At 61.9% G+C, this 20538-nt stretch carries 16 protein-coding genes and 1 tRNA gene; 7 read left to right on the top strand and 10 right to left on the bottom strand.

Annotation, left to right across the window (positions count from 1 at the left end; translation table 11 throughout):
* Positions 1-18 precede the first annotated feature (18 nt).
* A complete protein-coding gene (locus tag ACIPW4_RS22730) occupies positions 19-1347 on the top strand; it encodes an MFS transporter (RefSeq protein ID WP_400661694.1) in 1329 nt (442 codons plus the stop codon).
* A gap of 6 nt (positions 1348-1353) precedes the next feature.
* On the opposite strand, the gene ACIPW4_RS22725 is transcribed toward ACIPW4_RS22730, so the two are convergent.
* The 10 genes from ACIPW4_RS22725 to ACIPW4_RS22680 all read right to left on the bottom strand — a co-directional run bounded on the left by ACIPW4_RS22725 (position 1354) and on the right by ACIPW4_RS22680 (position 11526).
* A complete protein-coding gene (locus ACIPW4_RS22725; protein WP_400661692.1) occupies positions 1354-2070 on the bottom strand; it encodes a glycosyltransferase family 25 protein in 717 nt (238 codons plus the stop codon).
* 58 nt (positions 2071-2128) lie between these two features.
* Positions 2129-3499, bottom strand: coding sequence for an oligosaccharide flippase family protein (locus ACIPW4_RS22720; protein ID WP_400661690.1), 1371 nt, complete (start codon positions 3497-3499; stop codon positions 2129-2131).
* Between the two features lie 160 nt (positions 3500-3659).
* Complete coding sequence (locus ACIPW4_RS22715) at positions 3660-4370, bottom strand: hypothetical protein (RefSeq protein WP_400661687.1); 711 nt, start codon at positions 4368-4370, stop codon at positions 3660-3662.
* Between the two features lie 220 nt (positions 4371-4590).
* Entirely contained in the window at positions 4591-6393 is a 1803-nt protein-coding gene (locus ACIPW4_RS22710) for a S8 family serine peptidase (protein ID WP_400661685.1), read from the bottom strand.
* A gap of 70 nt (positions 6394-6463) precedes the next feature.
* Complete coding sequence (locus ACIPW4_RS22705; RefSeq protein ID WP_400661682.1) at positions 6464-7555, bottom strand: hypothetical protein; 1092 nt, start codon at positions 7553-7555, stop codon at positions 6464-6466.
* Between the two features lie 317 nt (positions 7556-7872).
* A tRNA-Gly gene (locus ACIPW4_RS22700) sits at positions 7873-7948 on the bottom strand.
* Positions 7949-8010: 62 nt separating this feature from the next.
* The gene (pgsA, locus tag ACIPW4_RS22695; RefSeq protein ID WP_400661679.1) at positions 8011-8571 is read right to left on the bottom strand and encodes a CDP-diacylglycerol--glycerol-3-phosphate 3-phosphatidyltransferase; all 561 of its coding nucleotides are present in this window, start codon (positions 8569-8571) and stop codon (positions 8011-8013) included.
* A gap of 33 nt (positions 8572-8604) precedes the next feature.
* Positions 8605-10428 (bottom strand): excinuclease ABC subunit UvrC, encoded by a 1824-nt coding sequence (uvrC, locus tag ACIPW4_RS22690; protein ID WP_400661676.1) that lies wholly within the window; start codon positions 10426-10428, stop codon positions 8605-8607.
* A gap of 6 nt (positions 10429-10434) precedes the next feature.
* Positions 10435-11073: a UvrY/SirA/GacA family response regulator transcription factor gene (gene uvrY, locus ACIPW4_RS22685; RefSeq protein ID WP_027920570.1), complete on the bottom strand. Its 639-nt coding sequence runs from the start codon at positions 11071-11073 to the stop codon at positions 10435-10437.
* Positions 11074-11136: 63 nt separating this feature from the next.
* Positions 11137-11526, bottom strand: coding sequence for a helix-turn-helix domain-containing protein (locus ACIPW4_RS22680; RefSeq protein WP_400661673.1), 390 nt, complete (start codon positions 11524-11526; stop codon positions 11137-11139).
* A 525-nt stretch (positions 11527-12051) separates the two neighbouring features.
* Here ACIPW4_RS22680 and ACIPW4_RS22675 point away from each other — a divergent pair.
* The 6 genes from ACIPW4_RS22675 (at position 12052) to ACIPW4_RS22650 (ending at position 20537) form a co-directional block, all read left to right on the top strand.
* Positions 12052-13359, top strand: a complete 1308-nt coding sequence (locus ACIPW4_RS22675; protein ID WP_400661671.1) for a nucleotide sugar dehydrogenase — start codon at positions 12052-12054, stop codon at positions 13357-13359.
* Positions 13360-13461: 102 nt separating this feature from the next.
* The gene (locus tag ACIPW4_RS22670) at positions 13462-14991 is read left to right on the top strand and encodes a glycosyltransferase (RefSeq protein ID WP_400661669.1); all 1530 of its coding nucleotides are present in this window, start codon (positions 13462-13464) and stop codon (positions 14989-14991) included.
* Between the two features lie 16 nt (positions 14992-15007).
* Positions 15008-16171 carry a PilZ domain-containing protein gene (locus ACIPW4_RS22665; protein WP_400661666.1) on the top strand — a complete coding sequence of 388 codons (1164 nt, stop codon included), beginning with the start codon at positions 15008-15010 and terminating at the stop codon, positions 16169-16171.
* Positions 16172-16192: 21 nt separating this feature from the next.
* On the top strand, positions 16193-17644 hold the full coding sequence (locus ACIPW4_RS22660) for a tetratricopeptide repeat protein (RefSeq protein ID WP_400661663.1): 1452 nt from the start codon (positions 16193-16195) through the stop codon (positions 17642-17644).
* On the top strand, positions 17641-19095 hold the full coding sequence (locus ACIPW4_RS22655; protein WP_400661660.1) for an alginate export family protein: 1455 nt from the start codon (positions 17641-17643) through the stop codon (positions 19093-19095). The genes ACIPW4_RS22660 and ACIPW4_RS22655 overlap by 4 nt, the downstream gene beginning before the upstream one ends.
* A gap of 14 nt (positions 19096-19109) precedes the next feature.
* Entirely contained in the window at positions 19110-20537 is a 1428-nt protein-coding gene (locus ACIPW4_RS22650) for an MBOAT family O-acyltransferase (RefSeq protein WP_400661657.1), read from the top strand.
* Position 20538 lies beyond the last annotated feature (1 nt).

The raw sequence follows: 20538 nt of genomic DNA, 5'->3' as shown, positions 1-20538 counted from the left end.
TTGTATCAGGAGACAACAATGACACGCCCCACGCTTTCAATAGAAGATGTACCGCTCAACAACTTCCATCGCCTACTCACGCTGCGCTCGGGGGGTGGTTCGTTTGTCGATGGCTACGTGCTCAGCATCATCGGCGTGGCCCTGGCACATATCAGCACCTCGCTTTCCCTGAGCACCTTCTGGGAGGGCCTGATTGCGGCATCGGCCTTGATCGGGATTTTCTTCGGCGGCTTCCTCGGCGGCTGGCTGACCGACCGCCTGGGGCGCAAGCGCTTGTTCTTCGTTGGCCCGACCCTCTTCATTCTCGCCTCGCTCGCTCAGTTCTGGGCAGAGTCAGCTGAAGCGATCTTTGTACTGCGCCTGATCATCGGCATTGCCGTCGGTATCGAGTACCCGGTCGCCACGTCGCTGCTGGTGGAGTTCATGCCCAGGAAGTACCGCGGCCCGCGCCTGGCGATGTTGACGATCCTCTGGTTCGCCGGCGCAGCGGCGGCCTACATCGTCGGCGAACTGCTGCTGCGAAGCGGCGGCGACGACGCCTGGCGTTGGGTACTGGCCAGCTCGGCCACCATTGGCGCGGCCTTGTTCCTGGTGCGTATCGGCACCCCGGAATCGCCACGCTGGCTGCTGAGCAAAGGCCGTGATGCCGAGGCAGAACAGATTATCAAGCAGGTTTACGGCAAGGATTTCTCCCTGAACAACCTGCCGGAAGAGAGCCCGAACTATAAGGTCAACGTGTGGAGCCTGATCTACTCGGGCTACGCCAAGCGCATGCTGTTCATCATCGTGTTCTGGACCTGCTGCATCATCCCGCTGTTTGCCGTCTATGCCTTCGCGCCAAAAGTCCTGGCGGCGATGAACGTAAAAGGCGACAGCGCCTCCATCGGCTCGGTGCTGATCACCTTGTTCTTCGTGCTGGGCTGCATCATCGCCACCCGCCTTATAAACACCCTGGGTCGTCGCAACCTGCTGCTGTACAGTTTCAGCGTGTCGGGCCTGGCGTTGCTGTGCCTCGGGGCATTCAACAATGGCGCAGGCATCTGGGTGTTGCTGTTCTTCGCCATCTACGCGCTGTTCATCGGCGGTGCGCAGGTGCTGACACTGGTCTACCCGAACGAAATCTTCCCGACCGAGATCCGCGCATTCGCGGTGGGTGTGGGCACTTCGATCTCGCGGATTGGCGCAGCGGTGGGCACCTACCTGGTACCGATCGCGCTGGACACCCTCGGCATCGCCCAGACGATGTATGTGGCCGCAGGCATCACTTTCTTCGGCTTGGTGCTGTCGTGGCTACTGGCGCCGGAGACCCGTTCACTGAACCTGCAACAGGCTGCGGCGCTGAGCTGAGTGCGCTTACCGGGTTCTTCTGAGCTTTTCTGCCTTCAAGCGCCGATACAGGGCCATCACGGGCCGCAACAGGGCAAGCCGGTCGAAAATGGAAAGGGCATGCAGGTCGGTGCGCGAAGGCCTTTGGTAACCCAGGTTCCAGGTGAAATAGTAGGCCTGGATGCTCTTGTCACTGCGGATCAATGTATTGAGGGCCGCATCATAGTGCATCGGCCCGCCGTCCGGGTGCCCGGGCGGGCGTTGCAGAATCTGCGCCAGGAAATCGCGCAGCTTGCCCACGCTCTTGCCATTGACTGCGTAGAAGTGCGACAGGTGGATGGGGCGCTCGACCAACGCCCAGCCAGGCGAATCCGAATTGCCTTCGAAGCAATGCCCCAGGTAGACGATGTCCCAGTCCATACCTTTAAGGGACTCGATGGCCTGTTTGCCGAACGGGCCAATGCGCCGGGAAAACTGTATGTCGTCTTCCATGATGAGGATGTTGTCCACCTTCTGGCGCACGGCCTCTTCCAGTATCTGCATGTGGCTCATGAAGCAGCCCCGGGCACCGATACTGGGGAAGCCTTCCTGGTCGGTGGGCGTCACCGCAGGGAAGAAACCGATTTTTTCGTCATCGATGCGGAAACCGTTGCGGGCGAACTCGGCCACGGTTTCCTCGCGGCGGTCCGTTCTGGACGGGATATTGATGATTCGGGTCCGATCAAAAAAGTCGATCACATTCATGCGTCAGGTCCTTGGTACTGCTGATCAGAACGACCGGGTCTGCACGCGCACAGCGTGCTCAGGCGAACAGATGGCTGATGAACTGGCCGCACAGGGCGCCGAACACCATGACAGGCAGCACCACCAGCTCGCGCTTGATACTCAGCATATCCAGCTGGTGGCTCACCTTGAAGATCAGGAACAGCGTGAAGAAGGTGTGCAGGGCCACCCCCCAGAGCGCATAGGTCACCCCGCCGATGGCCAGCAGCAACGGCATCAGGGTGAACAGCGCCACCACCCGGATGATGTTGTCCATGGCCATGTACTTGGTCAGCCCCAGGGCCATCCATATCTGATGCGTCAGGCCGTAGCGCAAGGTGAACAGCGACAACGACAGGATCGCCATCATCTGCCCGGCGTCCTGATAGCGGGCGTCATACAGCCAATGGATGATCAGCGGGCTGGCGGTGAACAGGAAGCCGCAGGTGAACAGGGTCAGCACATCGAAAATCAACCGGAAGCGGTAATACAGCTGGCGCAGTCGCGCCATGTCACCGCTCCTGGCCGCCTCGCTGAAGGCCGGCAAGGCCACGGCCCCGGCCAGCCGCTGCAGGCTGAGCTGGAAGGCCGCCAGAATACCAATGGCGATCGAATACACCCCCAGCTGCGCCACCGTCATGCTGCCGCCGAACCAGATCCTGTCACCCTGCATGGCCAGTACCCCGACCGCGGACGACAGGAATACCCAACGGCCGTAGTTGACGATTTCCTTCAGCGCTGCCGGGTCCCATTGCGGGCGGTCTTTGTGCCCGGGGAAGATCATGTGGCTGAGCACAGTGGTGACCAGGGTGGAGACCAGCCCTGCGGCCACCAGTGCCCAGATGGAACGGGTGAGGTAGCCGATCACCAGCATCACTACCAGGCCGGCGATTTGTGACACCAGTTCGACCAGGACCACTTTCTTCTGCTGGAAGGTGCGGATGGCCACATCGATCTTGGTCGACTGGAAGGCGAAGATGATCGCGAAAAAGCCAGTGACCGCCAGTATCCCGGGCAGCTGAGGGTCCGCGTAGGTGGAGTGCGCCGGCCACATGTCGAAGTGCTGGGAAACCCATGAGGCCAGCGCCACCAGCTGCATCACAACGAACAGCCCAAGGCCGCGAATGATCTGCAAGGACCAGACGGTATTGAGGAACAGTGGCTCGTCGCCGCGTGGGCTTTGAATGATGTTCTGCCGAAGGCCCACATCGGACAGCAGCAGCAGCAGCACCGACACCGTGGTGGCGATGGCCATGAGGCCGAACATCTCAGGCAGCAGCAAGCGGGTGATGATCAGGTTGCCGCCCAATCGAATGACCTGGGAGGCCACGATAGAGCCGATATTCAACGCCCCGGCCAACAACACGCGCTTGCGAAGACTTTGCGAGGACGACAGATCGATCGTAGACATGGCACCCACAGTCCCTGTTTTTAAGACGTTACTATAGTCTCAATCTGCCATGTTGCTATCGCATCGGTGCGCATGCCCACACGGCTGCGCAGTCAGCCTCGCCATCGCGGCAATCATCAGAATCGGCGCCGGGACCAGAACGCTCAATCGTTGCCCTGCCTCACAGCCCCCGTGGAATCCAGGTCTTCTGCCCAGCGCACTGAACGCCGATTTGCAGATTCTTTTCGTCCAGATAGGGCTGGCCTTGACTGTCGATCAAGTAGAACACTTCATGCAGATACTGCTCGCCAGCTGCATCCTTGTAGCAGCGAAATGCGGTGTTGGCGGGGAAGACCTTGCGAATTTCCGTGAAATCAGTCGCATGACCAATCATCCGCTCGAAGGCGGCCCGATCCTCGATGACCACTACTTTTCTGAATTTTACGAAGTCTTCGAAATAGACCTGCATCGTCTTGCCAGAGCACGTCCCATGCTTCTTCCACTCGTGTGCGAACAGTCCACGTGGATCATGGGTTACCCACTTCCGCAGTTCTTCGTTGGTAAGTATGTCGTCGATATCGCCTTCTTTGATCTCGCAAGCCTTTCCCTCGCAGTAGCGCGAAGTGGTACAAAATTGAGGGTGGCGATTGGTGCGGTTACCAATACTTTCGCTGTACGGCCAGATACCGTGAGTGAGAAAACGCTGAGGGGGCTTTTCACATCCTGCGGTAGCGGGCCTCATCTTGCAAAAAGTGGGCTGCCAGGTGACGGCGTAAACCTGGAAAAGCGCTGGCGGAGCATCGGCATAGGCTTCCTCGTTTGCATCCAATGCAGCAGCGTGGTCAGTCCATGCCATCGTCAATAGAAGCGAGATAGTCATCAGCAGGCGCATAAAATCAATCCTTTGAAAAACAGTACCGCTTTAGCGGCGGGATGTGCAGTCAAGCAGCTACCTGAGCATTGCGTCCACTGGCAAAAATGACTGGCGTCAAGTTGCCAGCAATGGTTCTGCGCAGGGCAGTTCAGACGACCGTCGGTAGCCGCTGCACTACCATGTCGGCCCCTTCGATGGCATCGGCGTTGTCGGCGAACGTACCAAGGCAATTCGACTATTACTCTTGGGGCATCCCGTCACCGCACCTGGCCGAAAACGGTCTCGATACGCACCAGGCCCCAGGCCAGCTCGTCGTGGGTGATGCAAAGCGGCGTTGCCCGCCTTGGTGCATGTCAGAAGGCAGGTGGGGCGGCCCTTGACGCTTGATGGCAAGCTTCAACGCCTGAGACATGTCCAACCGGGCGACGGAACGAATCGGCCCAATACGGGTTTCGCGATCAGCCCCAGCAACCATGGGCAGCGCGCTCTGGCGCAACAAGCTTTTGATCTGCTTCGGTGTGAGACCTGGGTTTATGGAAACCATCGCTGCCACCACGCTGGTCACAAGCGCCGCAGCATACGAGGTGCCACAGCCACCACCACGGCCGGTCCGCGGCAGGGTAGATCGAGGCGGACTGGGGCACGCGGCCGCGCTGATGTCGATGCGCTCGCCCACGTTCGAACTGCGCCGTGGCATTGCAAAGCGTGGATCAGCCACGTCCGTATGGTTTCGGCTACGTTGATGTGCACCCACTACAAAAAGTTGATCAAACACCAACGATGCCGGCAGGTGGTCGTCGGTAGTCGAAGTGTTGTTTCCGGCCGAATTAACGACGACGACATTCGGATGCCTGCGTTCCAGCCAATGAAAAAAACGTTCCAGCAATAGCCCGTAGCCGTCCATGGCCACGGCCGAGCGCACATTCACATCAACAGGTTCGCCTTTTAGATTCAGCGCACCCATCCGGTGTACGCCCCAGCTCCAATTGAGCACGCGTACCCCGTCTTCCACCAGGTTCACCGAGGCGGCAATACGAGCCGTTACACCTGCAGCGGCACCGCGATCGACAATGATGTCGAAGCGCCCGCCTGCCGCGCCCAAACGGCTGAGCAGTGCCAGATTGCCGTTCCGATAAATGCGCGCAGCGAGGATCCCCGACACGACTGAACCATGCGCATTAGGGGCACAGTTGTGGCGAGCGTAGAGGCAGGCCCCGACACCGTCACAGGGTCGGGCGAACATCGAAAAGTCGATCGAGTCGAAATTCACGCCCTTCTCGATCACCCCGACTTTGACAGTGCCTGGGGTATGACTGCGGCCGCGCCCTTGAAGGTACTGCTCATAAACGTCCACCGCCGGATGAACGTTGTTGGCGACCCACCCTTCATGGTCAGCTGGTTCGATCTCTCGATCAGGATCTTCCAACGCCTCCAGGTTATCGTCCTCCACCACGACACCCATGACGGTGCTGTCAGTCTGCAGCCTGCTCACGATTGCATTGCGCTGCGCCAATGACCTTGCTTGCAGGCGAAACTGGAAGACGTTCAAGGCAGGGATTGCACCGACGATTTCAAGGTCGTGATGGCGAGCGATACGCCGCGCCTGCTCAAGCCCGTCACTGTCTTCAGGCAGGATCAGGCTGACCAGGTCAACGGCAGTCACGACACGATCCGCAACTTTCACCCAATGCTCTTTGGCCGATGCACGTACCGAACTGCCCTGCGTGGTAAACCAGACCGAATTGCTGGTCCGGCCCGCCTCCCGTAGCCAGACCGGACCACTGGGGCTGCCCTTGCTCAAGCTGAAGCACAGGCTGCGAGCGTTTCGTTCGACGCGATGGGCAGGAAGGTCACGCCCGTTGACGACCACGGTCGGCGGCAACTGACCCATGCCCTGCACCTGCATGCATTGTTGATGCACATCCTGTTGATACCCGTGCCCCTTCGGCGCCAGGCTATCAATCCGTAGCGCCCCGCGTACCTCGGCGCTGCTCAACACTGTCGCCGCCAGGACCAGCACGCGCAAACCCCATCGGCTCATGCCCGCCACTTCCATGCTCACTGGCATCAGGCCCAAGGCGTTTCTGTCGACCCGTACTTGCTTCCCCCACTTACTTTGCGCCGAAGGTGACGACGCTATAGGCAAATTCGTGCGTTTGACGCTGACTGTTCGTCTTCGGATCTTTCACCTGGAGCCGGTCGTCGTCATGCACAATCAACACATGACTCTCGTCGAGCACCTCTACCCCCTCTGGTTTGTGGATGAAGGCGAGCGTGGAGCCGTCTTTGAGTCTGATTGCCCGAGGCTTGCCGGGCTTATCACCCTCAAACGGCAAGACCCACAAGAATCCGCCAAGCCTATCGCCACGCTCGTAACTCGTGACGGCATAAAGGCGGTCGTTGTTGTAGCGATCGAACTCGAGCCCGGAAAGCCCCAACGCCGGATAAGCCCCTGCCTCCATCCCCAACGCTTCGACCAACTGGTCAGGCGTCAGGCTCAAGAGGGTCTCGAATTGATCCCCAAGCTCAGCACCCTGCTCACTGATGGAAAGGGAAATCGAGAGCAACAGGAACGAAAAACCCGCTGATTTGCTATCTGATCCATGCTTACGAATACCTACCAGCAAACGGTCGCCGGGCGCCGTAGAAACGGCCTCGATCTGGTAGTACGGCGACCCCACGGCATCGCTGATCTTTGCCCGCAATTCTCGCGAGCTTGTGACCTGTCCACGCGTTGATGCCGAGATGATCCTGGCTTTTTCTGGTTCACCCTCTGGCCAGTAGAGCAGCGTGTTGAGGGCATCTGCCGAAGGGTTCTGCGCCGTGCCTGCCTTGTTGAACGCAGTGATGGCGATGACATACTTCCCGTCCAGTGTGCGGGTAAGCCCTTCAAACTTGTCTGCCGAACGCAGCACCTCGCCTTCCAGATAGGTGGGCGTACCGACGATGCGGTGCTCATTGAGCGCCACTGTAAAAATCGCCGGATCCCCAGGTTCAGGCATCTGCTTGTCATTCGCCAGTATCAGACTTGCGCCGGTAAGCGCCACCCCCGACACTTCGCAGTTGACCCCCTTGCCGGCGTCGTAACAGGGGGCCAGATACGTCTGCATAGTGTCAGCAGGTACATCAATGGTTGCTGCGCCAAGGGCCTGCAGATAAAACATCAGGCCCGTGAATGCGAGCGAATGGGTAAGTGTGCTCACAGGTGCCACTCCTTGTGTACGGCGTTCCGTCTGTAGGAACAACGTACATAGAACTGGCACCATGGAATACTGGCAATTCTGATAGGTATTGAGCTTCGAATTGGAGATCACATCGCCCGCCATGCAGGCGATCGGGTCAGTCAGCGCGGCGCGCTGACATCGGTCTGCCCGGTCGCCAGCAACGCACCTCGGACAAGACCACTGCTCAGGCTGCGTTCGGCGAAATCACGCACGTATGCTGCCAGGACACGGAAACGAAAAAAGGCCCCTAAGGGCCTTTTTTCTTGCCCTACCGAAATATTTCGATAAGGCCAATTTGGAGCGGGAAACGAGACTCGAACTCGCGACCCCGACCTTGGCAAGGTCGTGCTCTACCAACTGAGCTATTCCCGCGTCGTGATGGGTGCCATTCTAGCGATATCTGAAACGGCGTCAACCCCTTGATTCAAAAAAGTTTATTTTTGTTCCGAGCCTTCGCGCAGATGCGGCCAGGCGGCCAGCAGGTAGTGCACCATCGACCACAGGGTCAGGGCTGCCGCCACCAGCAGCAGGCCGTAGCCCAGCACCACCCAGAACGTCACCAACGGTGGGTTGGCCAGCAGGATCACCAGCGCCAGCATCTGCGCCGCCGTCTTCCACTTGCCCAGGTTGGACACCGCCACGTGCGCCCTCGCCCCCAATTCGGCCATCCACTCGCGCAGCGCCGACACGACGATTTCGCGGCCGATGATCACCGCAGCCGGCAGGGTCAGCCAGAAGTTGGCGTGTACCTGCACCAGCAACACCAGGGCCACGGCCACCATCAGCTTGTCGGCCACAGGGTCGAGGAAAGCGCCAAACGGGGTGCTCTGCTGCAGCCGACGCGCCAGGTAACCGTCCAGCCAGTCGGTGGCGGCGGCAACCGCGAACACACTGCTGGCAGCCATATAGCTCCAGTGATAGGGCATATAGAACAGCAGGATGAAGATCGGGATGAGCAGGACGCGTAGAACGGTGAGCAGGTTTGGAATATTCATCGGTACGACTGGCTGCGGGTTGAGCCCGGCATTCTACTCGCTATGCAGGCTGGCATAAATCGACTCGGCAAGCTTTTTACTGATACCGGGGGCTTTGGCGATCTCGTCGATGCTGGCGCGGTTGAGCTCCTGCAGGCCGCCGAAGTGTTTCAGCAGGTCACGGCGGCGCTTGGGCCCTACCCCGGCGACGTCTTCCAGGCTCGATGTACGGCGGGCCTTGCCGCGTCGGGCACGATGACCGGTGATGGCAAAGCGGTGGGCCTCGTCGCGAATTTGCTGAATCAGGTGCAGCGCCGGGTTGTCGCCCTTGAGGGTGAACTCGTGGGCCACGTCGTTGAGGTACAGGGTCTCGAAGCCGGCCTTGCGGGTCACGCCCTTGGCCACGCCGAGCAGGGTGAGGTCGGTAAAGGCCAGTTCCTGCATCACTTCGCGGGCCATGTTCAGCTGGCCCTTGCCGCCGTCCACCAGCAGTACGTCGGGCAACTTGCCCTCGCCGTCCTTGATCCGCCCGTAACGGCGGGTCAGTGCCTGGTGCATGGCGGCGTAGTCATCGCCGGCGGTCACGCCTTCGATGTTGAAGCGGCGATAATCCGACTTGATCGGGCCTTCCGGGCCGAACACCACGCAGCTGGCCACCGTGGCTTCGCCGCTGGAATGGCTGATGTCATAGCATTCCAGACGCTGCGGCACTTCATCCAGGCCGAGCACTTCGGCCAGTGCTTCGAAGCGCGCGGCCATGTGCTGGCGGTTGGCCAGGCGGGCATTGAGTGCCTGTTCGGCGTTGGTTACCGCCAGCTGCTGCCAGCGTGCGCGGGTGCCGCGCACGCGGTGGCTGATGGTCAGCTCGCGGCCGCGCAGGCTCTGCACGGCTTCGGTGATGGCCTCGAAATCTTCGTGTACCACGTTGACGATCAGCTCGCCGGGCAATTCGCGTTCGGCATTGCCCAGGTAGTACTGCGACAGGAACGCGGCCATGACTTCGGCCACCTCTTCCTCGATGCCCACCTGCGGGAAGAAGTTCTTGCTGCCCAGCACCCGGCCGCCGCGCACGCTGATCAGGTGCACGCAAGCGCCGCCCGGGTTGACGAAGGCGGCCACCACATCGACGTCACCAGAGCCGCCTTCGATGTACTGCTGGTCCTGGACCCGACGCAGCAGGGCAATCTGGTCGCGCAGCTCGGCGGCCTTCTCGAAGTTCAGGGCCATGGCGGCCTTTTCCATTTCCTCGTTGAGCTCGTTGCCCAGTTGCTGGCTGCGGCCCTCGAGGAACATCACCGAATGGCGCACGTCCTCGGCATATTCTTCAGCCGTGACCAGATCAGTGCAGGGGCCTTTGCAGCGCTTGATCTGGTACTGCAGGCACGGACGGGTGCGGTTGGCGAAGTAGCTGTCTTCGCACTGGCGCACGGAAAAGGCCTTTTGCAGCAGGCTGAGGCTCTCGCGAATGGCGCCGGCACTGGGGTATGGCCCGAAATAGCGGCCCTTGGCTTTCTTCGCCCCACGGTGAATGCCCAAGCGGGGGAATTCGCCGTCCGACAGGAATACGTACGGGTACGACTTATCGTCGCGCAGCAGAATGTTGTAGGGCGGACGCCACTGCTTGATCAGGTTCTGCTCGAGCAGCAGCGCCTCGGTCTCGTTGGCCGTGATGGTGGTTTCGACCTGGGCGATGCGCCCCACCAGCGCAGCGGTTTTCGGCGCCAGGCCGGTCTTGCGGAAATAACTGGCCAGGCGCTTCTTGAGGTTCTTGGCCTTGCCCACATAGAGCAGCCGCGCCTCGGCGTCGAACATCCGGTATACGCCCGGGCGACCACTGCAGGTCGCCAGGAATGCGCTGGCATCAAAGACTTGTGACATGAGGGTTTACAGGCTTGCGTCAACCATACCGTGGCGAACGGCCAGCAAGGTCAGTTCGACATCGCTGGTGACCGAGAGTTTTTCGAAGATCCGATAGCGGTAAGTATTGACGGTCTTGGGCGACAGGCACAACTTATCGGAGATGATCTGCACCTTCTGGCAGCCAACGATCATCAGGGCAATCTGGATTTCCCGCTCCGACAGCGCATCGAACGGCGAGCCCTGGGGCTGGAACGACTTCAGTGCCAACTGTTGCGCGATCTGCGGGCTGATGTAGCGCTGGCCGGCAAAGGCCAGGCGAATGGCCTGGACCATTTCGTCCAGCCCTGCACCCTTGGTCAGGTAACCGGCGGCGCCGGCTTGCATCAGGCGGGTGGGGAACGGGTCTTCTTCACACACGGTTACAGCCACCACCTTGATGTCGGGGTGGCTGCGCAGCAGCTTGCGGGTGGCTTCCAGTCCGCCGATACCCGGCATTTTCACATCCATCAGTACGACGTCCGGCTTCAGCTCCCGCGCCAGCTTCAGCGCCGACTCGCCCGAATCCGCCTCACCCACCACCTGCAGGCCGTCGATATCGGCCAGCATGCGAGTAATACCGGTTCGAACCAGATCGTGATCGTCGACCACTAGGACCCTAATCAAGCACACACCTCGTCAACAGGGCGATTGGATCCCGCCACCTTAACAAAATTTTTCATGGCGGACCTAGCGTAAAACTTCCGTCAGAAACGCCTGACGCTCATGACGCGGCTGACGCGACAACTCACCACCGCTCCCCTCACCCGCCAAACGCCCCAGCAGATGCCGCAATGCCGCCTTGTCGGTCGATGGTAATCGCCGAAACACGCCCAACAGAGCGGTTTCTTCCGCCGTCAGGCTTTCCAGCGGTGCCGGTGTGCGGTCACCGCTGAGCACATACAGCGCATCCACTCCGCGGGTCGCCAGCGCCGCCAGGTAGTCTGCCCGTGGCGTGCGCTCACCACTTTCGTACTTGCCCTGGGCGTTAGGTTCGACGCCACCGATGTCACCGAATACCCGCTGGGTCATGCCCAGACGTTCACGTTCTTCCCGCAGGCGTGGACCGAGTCCGTTCATAGGCTGTTTCTCCTTGTTGCTTAGTGCCGCTCACGGTCCTGTAAGCGGTTGCAGACTGTGCGGTCACTATGCCCATCGCTGGCTTGGGTCGCAAGCCAGTATTGCGCCACTACCCTAGGGGTTTGGCTTGGGATTTGTGGCGCCGGTGAGATCGAGCGCTGCGCGGGCGGCGCTCGATCTCACCGGCGCTGAAGATGCCAAGACAGACCAATGGCAGCCTTTTGACGTCATTTAACTGCCAAACAAACCATAATCATTTTTTTGACGCCCAACTAACAACAACTTTAACTCATTGATTTTTAACAGTTTTTAAACTTTCACAGTAGCAATGTAAGTTATTTTCCAACAAGCGAATAACAACCCTTGCAATAAAAATAAAAACGCCTTTAGGCTGTAATAAGACCACTAAGAAACAGCCTGCAACGCCACTTCCGAGCGCGGCTTACTTCTGCGCGTCTGCCATTTCGACAACTTAATGAACGATGTATCTCGGCCGGCTTTGCCGTGCCCCAGGGAGAGGGACGTATGAACATCAGTATCTTTGGACTTGGCTATGTTGGCGCGGTCTGCGCGGGCTGCCTGTCGGCCCGCGGCCACCATGTGCTGGGGGTGGACATTTCCCCGGCGAAAATCGAACTGATCAACCAGGGCAAGTCGCCGATCGTCGAACCGGGCCTGGAACAGCTGCTGCAAGAAGGCGTCAGCAAGGGCCGGCTGCGCGGCACCACCGACGTACAGGCCGCGATCCTCGCCAGCGACCTGTCACTGCTGTGCGTCGGCACCCCCAGCAAGAAGAACGGCGACCTGGACCTTGTGTACATGGAAGCGGTCTGCCAGCAAATCGGCACCGCCCTGCGCGACAAGGGCAGCCGCCACACCGTGGTGGTGCGCAGCACGGTGCTGCCAGGCACGGTGAAGAACGTGGTGGTGCCGATCCTTGAGCAGTACTCGGGCAAACAGGCCGGCGTCGACTTCGGCGTGGCGGTCAACCCGGAATTCCTGCGCGAAAGCACGGCGATTCAGGACTACGATTTCCCGGCAATGACCGTGATCGGCGAACTGGACAGCCAGTCGGGCGACCTGCTCGCGTCGCTGTACAGCGAGCTCGACGCGCCGGTGATCCGCAAGACCATCGAAGTCGCCGAGATGATCAAGTACACCTGCAACGTCTGGCACGCGACCAAGGTCACCTTCGCCAACGAGATCGGCAACATCGCCAAGGCCGCCGGCGTCGATGGCCGCGAGGTGATGGATGTGGTCTGCCAGGACCACAAGCTCAACCTGTCGCGCTACTACCTGCGCCCGGGCTTCGCCTTCGGCGGCTCGTGCCTGCCCAAGGACGTTCGCGCCCTCACCTACCGCGCCTCCAGCCTGGACGTGAACGCGCCGCTGCTCGACTCGCTGATGGCCAGCAACGCCTCGCAGGTGCAAAACGCCTTCGACCTCATCGAGCGCGAGGGCAAGCGCAAGATCGCCCTGCTGGGCCTGGCCTTCAAGGCCGGCACCGACGACCTGCGTGAAAGCCCGCTGGTGGAACTGGCCGAGCGCCTGATCGGCAAGGGCTATCAGCTGCACATCTTCGACGAGAACGTCGAGTACGCCCGGGTACATGGGGCCAACAAGGAATACATCGAAGCGAAGATCCCGCATGTTTCGTCGCTGCTGCACAGCGACCTGCAGCAGGTGATCGATGACGCCGAGGTGATCATCCTGGGCAACAACGACCCGCGCTTTGCCAGCGCCCTGCAAACCGGCCATGACAAACAGGTGATCGACCTGGTCGGCTTCATGCCCGGCCTTAGCGACAACCGCAGCCAAGGCATCTGCTGGTAAGCGACCCGGCACCCACCGCGCTCCACCCGCACCACCCAGTCGCCACGACCCGCGCTGGGTGGCGTGGCGCGCGTGCACCGCTAAAACAGGAGTCAAGGCGACATGGATCGACAGCAACCGCCCTTCGTGGCACCCGGCTACCTGCGCGCAGCCGCCAGCTTCTTCGGCTGGGCATGCCTCGCCGGGCTGATCGCGCTGGCGTCGGAGATGGTCGCACCGCAGTACCTGGACCCGAACCATCACCTGTTCATCTTCATCATCGGCACCCTGGGCATGTGGCGCTATGGCAACGCCTGCGTGCATTACCTGCGCGGCATGTACTTCCTGCACTGGAAGTTCCCGCGCCTGCGCCGGCAGGTCGAACGCCTGGGCGATGCCGCGCTGCCGTCGCACATGTTCATGGTGGTGACCAGCTTCCGAATCCCCACCATGACCACCTTCAAGGTCTACCAGTCGGTGTTCCAGGAAGTGCAACGGCTGAAGGTGCCGTGCACGGTGATCGCCTCGATCGTCGAGAAAGGCGACGAGACCTTCATCAAGGACATCATGCGCAACGAGGTCAGGGACCGCGACGACATCAAGCTGGTGATCGTCCGTGCCCGCGGCACTGGCAAGCGCGACGGCCTGGCCCATGCCTTCCGCGCGCTGTCACGGCAGATGCCGCTCAGCGATGCCGTGGTCGGCGTGGTCGACGGCGACACCATGATGCTGCCCGGCTGTGTCGAGCGTGCGGTCAAGCTGTTCGCCGTGCTGCCGGACGTGGGCGGCCTGACCACCAACGAGTTCTGCGAAGTCGAAGGCAGCCGCTGGATGCGCCAGTGGCACTCGATGCGCTTCGTCCAGCGCCATATCAACATGTGCTCGATGGCCCTGTCGCATCGTGTGCTGACCCTGACCGGACGGCTGTCGTTCTTCCGCGCCGAGGTGATGATCGACCCGGACTTCATCCGCGACGTCGAAGCCGATTTCCTCGAACACTGGCGCCTGGGCCGCTTCCAGTTCCTCACCGGTGACGACAAGTCGAGCTGGCTGAGCCTGATGCGCGCCGGCTGGAACACCTACTACGTGCCCGACAGCCACACCTTGACCGTGGAGCACCCACCCAGCGACAGCTTCTGGATCGCTACCCGCCAGCTGATGTTCCGCTGGTATGGCAACTCGCTGCGGCAGAACTTCCGCGCCACCGCCCTGCTCGGTCGCGCCCGCCTGGGGCTGTTCACCCTGTACGTACTGCTCGACCAGCGCGTGTCGATGTGGACCTGCCTGATGGGCCTGACCGCCTCGGTGGTGGCCGGCCTGGTGTTCGGCATCCAGTACCTGCTGGTGTACCTGTTCTGGGTGCTGATCTCGCGCAGCCTGGTGACCGTGCTGTTCGTTTTCGCCGGCCACCCGGTCAGCCCGATGTACCCCTTCGTTCTTTATTACAACCAGATCGTCGGTTCGCTGATGAAGGTCTACGCGATGTTCCACATGGACCAGCAAAGCTGGACGCGGCAGAAGACCACCCTGGCCACTGGCAGCGTCGACTTCGACGCCAGCCTCAACCGCTGGTCCTCGAAGGCGATGCTGTGCTCGTCGATCGCCATCTTCTTTGGGGTCATCACCGTTCTTTTAGAACTCACGCAACGTTAAGGAAAGGCGCCTGCACATGAGTACCACGAACATTCCCGCGGCCCCGGGCAAGACAGCGGCCAACATCGTCCACGAAGCGGTCGACGAGCGCCAGTACGTGCGCACACGGATGAACGCGCGGGTGCGCCTCTCCACTGCCGGCCAGGCGCCATTCGAAGTGGCCTTGCAGGATATTTCCCTGGGTGGCCTGGGCCTGGCACATGACGCGCCGCTCAAAGTCGGAACGCTCTACGACGCCTCGATTCGCCTGCGCCTGAACCAGGTCGACCTGAACATCGACAGCAAGATCCGCATCGTCTCCCAGCGCGGCAGCGAAGTGGGCGCGCAGTTCATCGAGCTGGATGCGCAGAAGCGCGACATCCTGCGCTACCTGATCAGTGCCTACATGTCTGGCGAAATTGCCGACATCAACGGCCTGTTCAATGTCATGCAGCGCGAGAACTACATCAAAGAGCGCAAGCACAAGTACGCCAGCCCGCGCGGCGCAGGCGCACGGCTGAAGGCACTGACCGGCACCTTGCTGTACACCGCCGCCGGCGTCGCCGCGCTGGCCTTCGTCGGCTACAAGGGCTACCTGCTGTTCTTCCGCATCCCGGCGCTGCAGGCTCAGGTGGCGACCAACGCCCAGGTCATCAGCATGCCCGACAACGGCTATGTGAAATACCTGCTGCCCGCCGGCGCCACCGAAGTGCAGGCCGGCCAGCCGCTGGCCAGCATCTCGACGCAGCTGGCCACCAGCTTCACCAGCCCGGCCGACATGAAGGCGGTCGCCGACCTGTCGCCTGGCGACCTGCAGACCCTGCTTGGCCGCGCCACCATCGAGACGGTGATCAACAGCCCGTGCGACTGCCAGGTCTTCTACCCAAGCCAGCGCCTGGATGGCTACGGCTATAAAGAAGCCCCGCTGATGCATCTGCTGCCCAAAGACCAGGGCCTGTTTGTGCGCGCCAACGTGCCGTTCGACAAGCTCGCCGATGTCGACCGGGTGAAGTCGGTGGACATGCAGGTGTTCGGCCTCGACCAGCACTACAGCGGCAAGGTGGTCGATGCACGTGTCGACGAGGTCAACCGCAACCTGGCGCTGACCATCCAGCCAGACAGCCCGCTGCCGGCCGATGCCTACCAGAAAGCGGTGGCGGTCGACCTGTTCCTGGGCCTGCCGTTCGGCGCAGCGCGCTAAGCGGCCAAGGACGATGACGCCATGACCGTGAACATGCCCCCCCGCCTGCTGCTGGCTGGCCTGGCGCTGGCCTGTGCCAGCACAGCCAGTGCCGGGCAGAGCCTGGAGCAGATCCGCTACGCGCTGTACAAGGACCCGTCGGCCGAGGTTACCACCGACCTGCGCGCGCTGGCCGAGCGTGGCGACCTGGCCAGTACGCTGCTGCTCGGCGATGTGCTGGCCGGGCGCGAAGACGCCGGCCGCGCGGAGGTGGTGGCGCTGTACCAGCAGGCCTTTGCCGACGGCCATGGCATGGTCCCGGCACTGGCTTCGCTGGCACGCCTGATCGACCGCACACCTAGCCTGCGCGAGGCGCAGCGCCCCTGGATGGCGCAGGCACTGACGCGTTACCCGGCCAACCTCGACCCACGCAACACCAGCACCACGCTGGAGGTGTTCCTGACCTACCCGGAGCTGGTCGACACCGCTCAGGCCGCCCAGCTGCTGGCCCTGTACGAGCAAGCCTGCCTGCTTAACTGTCGCCCCGAGCTGTACCACGCCGTGCTCGCCGAGCGCCAGGGCGACCGCGCCAGCGCCGAGCGCTGGTACCGCCAGGCGGTGCGCGTGGACGTTCGTGCCCTCGACCGCTACTACGCCTTCCTCGGCGAGCAGCAGGACCGCCTGTTCCCGCCCTTCGCCGACCAGCTCGAGCCTGAACGCGAGCAGTTGCCAGTGGAGATCATCCACCGCATCGCCGCGCTGCTCGACAGCATCACCAGCGTGCAGCGCGCCGACCAGGAAGCCGACCGCTACGAGAACCAGGCCAGCACACCCGGTGCTGAAAAGCTGCCACCGACCCCGGAACAACTGGCCCGCGAGAAGGCCCAGAGCGACGCCCTGAACCTGGCCACGGCACGGGTCCAACGCTGGCGCGATGTGGCCGTGGCGCGAGGCTTCGTGCCGGCCATGGTGTCCAAGGCCAACTACATGATCTCCAACCCGACCGAGCACAACGCCGAGGAAACCCAGGCGCTGATCGACCAGGTGCGCGAGCGCGAACCGACCCGGGCCAAGGCCCTGCAGGCGCAGTTCTACATGGTCAACAACTGGCTGACACTCGACCCGGACAAGGCCCGCGCGCTGATCGAGGAACTGCGCGCCAGCGGCTACCCCGGTGCCGGCCTGCTGCTGGGCGAGTACTACAGCAAAGGTGTCGAAGACCAGCCTGACCAGGAAAAGGCCCTGGCACTGTTCAAGGCCGAAGCCGACAAGGGCAACACCGCCGCCTGGTACCGCATGGCCACCCTGCACGCCTATGGCCGCGCCCTGTGCCACGACCGGGTCAAGGCCTACACCTACGCCCGCGTCGCCCTCGACCTGGGTGAACGCAGCGCGCGCAGCCTGGTCAGGCGCCTGGAAAAGACCCTGCCAAAGGATGACATCGAGCGCGCCCTGGCCGCTCGCAACGGGCTGTTCAAGGAGGCCACCCTGTGAAAGCGCATCACCCCCTGTTCGGCGCCCTGCTGGCCCTGGCACCGTTGCCAGCGGCCTTCGCCGCAGAAGAAATCACCGGCCCCGAAGCCGACAGCAACGAACCGGTGCGCGTCGCCGCCCTGGATGGCAGCGAACCGGTAATCACCTCGGAAGTGTTCAACAAGCTCACCGTGCAGACCGGCTACGGCCCCGAGGATTCCCAGGTCGGCAGCGACCGCGAGATGTTCTACAGCCTGCGCTACGAGCCCTCGTTCGCCTGGTACTCGCCGGAAAAACGCTGGGCCAGATGGATGGTCTACGGCCGCCTGTGGCTGAACTACGACTCCAGCCAGTCGAGCAACCTGACCAACGAAGCCAGCAACAGCAACGAACGCGAGCAACCCGAAGGCTGGTACGCCGAACTGCGCGAGCTGTACGTCAAGCGCAACCTGATCGGAGATGACCCGCGCTTCTCCGCCTCGTTCGGCCGCCAGCGTTTCTATGACGACTACGGCATCTGGTGGGACGACAGCCTCGAGTCGCTGCGTTTCAACTACCAGGACACCTTCAGCGAGGCGTTCTTCGCCGTCGGCCAGAAGTTCCACAACTACAACACCGACGTCAACCGCCTGGCCGACAGCGAAGAGCGCACCACCTACCTGATGGGCCAGTACGCCTACCGCTGGAGCCAGAACAACCAGGTCGGTGTGCGCCTGATGCACGAGAACGACCACAGCGGCCACGATGCCGACGACCGCTACGACTTCAAGGGCATGCGCTACGGGCTGTTCTTCAAGGGCGACAACCTCGCCTACCCGGTGCTCAGCGACTACCACCTGGAACTGGCGGCGCTGGACGGCAAGATGGACAACACCGACGGCAACGGCGTCACCACCACCGGCCACAACAGCAAAGGCTGGGCGGTGCTGGGCGAAGTCGGCAAGCGCTTCGACAGCCTGGCATGGACCCCTCGGGTGGCGCTGCGTGGCGGCCTGACCGACAAGCCCGGTGATGAGAACGATGGCTTCCGCCTGAACGCCATCCAGTCCGACCGCATCACCCGCACCGGCTCGTACAGCACCCGCCTGACCAGCTCGTTCGTCGCCCTCGACCTGCGCAACCTGAGCTACTACGGCTTTGCCGTGGAGACCCGCCCCACCCCGCGCAGCGCGCTGGACCTGCGAGTGACCCAGCTCGAGCTGCGCGACGCCGACGGCACCCTGCCGATCCGCATGAACGGCGACCAGCGTGCCGAGCGCAACCGCGCCATTACCCAAGGCAGCAACGGCAACGGGCGCAATGTCGGGCAGATGATCGACCTTAACTACTACTGGAAGATGTTTCCGGTGGCTATCGATGGCAAGCACCTGGACGTCAACGCGCTGGTCAGCGCCAGTTACCTCAATGCCGGCAGTGCATTGGAAACCGGCGATGACTACCAGCTGAGCGTCGGCGTGGTGATCAGTTACTAAGGAAGGGCCGTGCCATGATCTTCGCCTCCAATGTGTTCCTGTTCCTCTACCTGCCGCTGTTCCTGGCAGTGTATTTCCTGGCCAAGGCGCAGTGGCGCTCCACGGTGATCGTGGCCGCCAGCTACATCTTCTACGCGTGGTGGCGGCCGGACTTCCTGCTGCTGTTCGTCGGCATCACCTACTGGAACTACTGGTTCGGCCTGCGCATCAAGGCACGCCTGGATGCCGGCGACAAGCGCCGGGCCCTGCGCCTGCTGTGGATCGGCGTGGCCGGCAACCTGTCGACCCTGGGCTACTTCAAATACGCCAACTTCGGCGCCGAGGTGCTGGCCATGCTGCTGGCGCCGCTGGGCATCAACACCTGGACGCTGGAGAACATCTTCCTGCCGCTGGGCATTTCGTTCTACGTGTTCCACGCCCTGAGCTACATCGTCGACATCTACCGCAAGGACGCCACGCCAACGCGCAACTTCATCGACTTCGCCGCCTTCGTCGCGCTGTTCCCGCACCTGGTCGCCGGTCCGATCCTGCGCTACAGCCAACTGGCGCCGCAGCTGCGCGAACGCACTCACTCGCTGGAGCTGTTCTCGCTGGGTGTGTGCCGCTTCATGCTCGGTTTCATCATGAAGGTGCTGATCGCCGACCGCCTGGCGCCGATCAACGTGCTGTTCGTCAGCGAAGGCACGCTGCAGTTCAGCGATGCCTGGTTCGGCCTGGTGATCTCGACCCTGCAGCTGTACTTCGACTTTGCCGGCTACAGCCACATGGCCCTGGGCCTGGCGCTGATGATGGGCTTCCGCTTTCCGGAGAACTTCAACCAGCCCTATGTGGCGCAGAGCATCACCGAGTTCTGGGCGCGCTGGCACATGACCCTGGCGCATTTCCTGCGCGACTACGTTTACATGCCCCTGGTGCGCAAGCGCGTGGCCGGGGCCATGCCGGCACTGATCTGGACCATGCTGCTGTCAGGCCTGTGGCACGGCGCAAGCTTCGCCTTCATCTGCTGGGGCCTGTTCTTCGGCGTGGGCATGGTGCTGGAACGCAAGTTCAACCTGGCGACCAAGGTCGGTGCGCCCTACAAGCTGGGCCGGCACGTTCGCACCTTCCTGCTGATCGTGCTGAGCATGCCGCTGTTCTTCACCATGGACCTGCGCCACAGCATCGATATCTACAAGGCGCTGTTCGGCTTCAACGGCTTCGGCTCGCTGGAGCTGTACGTGCTCGGCGCCTCGAAGATGGCCATGGCCTTCGCCCTGGTGGCGCTGGCCTGGCTGTTGCTGGCCGGGGTCAACAACCTGCGCTTCTACGCCGGCAACAAGGACGGCTATTTCATGCGCCATGTCGGTGCGCTGCACAGCGTGCTGCTGTGGGGCGGCTTCCTGCTGGCGCTGAGCAGCCTGGCAGCCAATTCGTTCTCACCCTTCCTGTATTTCCAGTTCTAGG

It is taken from the genome of Pseudomonas sp. NPDC089996 (assembly GCF_044748405.1).
In the GTDB taxonomy this organism is placed as follows: domain Bacteria; phylum Pseudomonadota; class Gammaproteobacteria; order Pseudomonadales; family Pseudomonadaceae; genus Aquipseudomonas.
Note: the sequence above shows the minus strand (reverse complement) of the source record. Positions and strands in the feature narration are given on the sequence as shown.

What these genes read in the sequence shown, in the direction of transcription:
- ACIPW4_RS22650 (WP_400661657.1), top strand. Translation starts at nt 19,110, where the DNA reads ATGATCTTCGCCTCCAATGTGTTCCTGTTCCTCTACCTGCCGCTGTTC.
- ACIPW4_RS22720 (WP_400661690.1), bottom strand. Translation starts at nt 3,499, where the DNA reads ATGTCTACGATCGATCTGTCGTCCTCGCAAAGTCTTCGCAAGCGCGTG.
- ACIPW4_RS22665 (WP_400661666.1), top strand. Translation starts at nt 15,008, where the DNA reads ATGAGTACCACGAACATTCCCGCGGCCCCGGGCAAGACAGCGGCCAAC.
- ACIPW4_RS22660 (WP_400661663.1), top strand. Translation starts at nt 16,193, where the DNA reads ATGACCGTGAACATGCCCCCCCGCCTGCTGCTGGCTGGCCTGGCGCTG.
- ACIPW4_RS22730 (WP_400661694.1), top strand. Translation starts at nt 19, where the DNA reads ATGACACGCCCCACGCTTTCAATAGAAGATGTACCGCTCAACAACTTC.
- ACIPW4_RS22680 (WP_400661673.1), bottom strand. Translation starts at nt 11,526, where the DNA reads ATGAACGGACTCGGTCCACGCCTGCGGGAAGAACGTGAACGTCTGGGC.
- pgsA (WP_400661679.1), bottom strand. Translation starts at nt 8,571, where the DNA reads ATGAATATTCCAAACCTGCTCACCGTTCTACGCGTCCTGCTCATCCCG.
- uvrC (WP_400661676.1), bottom strand. Translation starts at nt 10,428, where the DNA reads ATGTCACAAGTCTTTGATGCCAGCGCATTCCTGGCGACCTGCAGTGGT.
- ACIPW4_RS22725 (WP_400661692.1), bottom strand. Translation starts at nt 2,070, where the DNA reads ATGAATGTGATCGACTTTTTTGATCGGACCCGAATCATCAATATCCCG.
- ACIPW4_RS22710 (WP_400661685.1), bottom strand. Translation starts at nt 6,393, where the DNA reads ATGAGCCGATGGGGTTTGCGCGTGCTGGTCCTGGCGGCGACAGTGTTG.
- ACIPW4_RS22715 (WP_400661687.1), bottom strand. Translation starts at nt 4,370, where the DNA reads ATGCGCCTGCTGATGACTATCTCGCTTCTATTGACGATGGCATGGACT.
- ACIPW4_RS22670 (WP_400661669.1), top strand. Translation starts at nt 13,462, where the DNA reads ATGGATCGACAGCAACCGCCCTTCGTGGCACCCGGCTACCTGCGCGCA.
- ACIPW4_RS22675 (WP_400661671.1), top strand. Translation starts at nt 12,052, where the DNA reads ATGAACATCAGTATCTTTGGACTTGGCTATGTTGGCGCGGTCTGCGCG.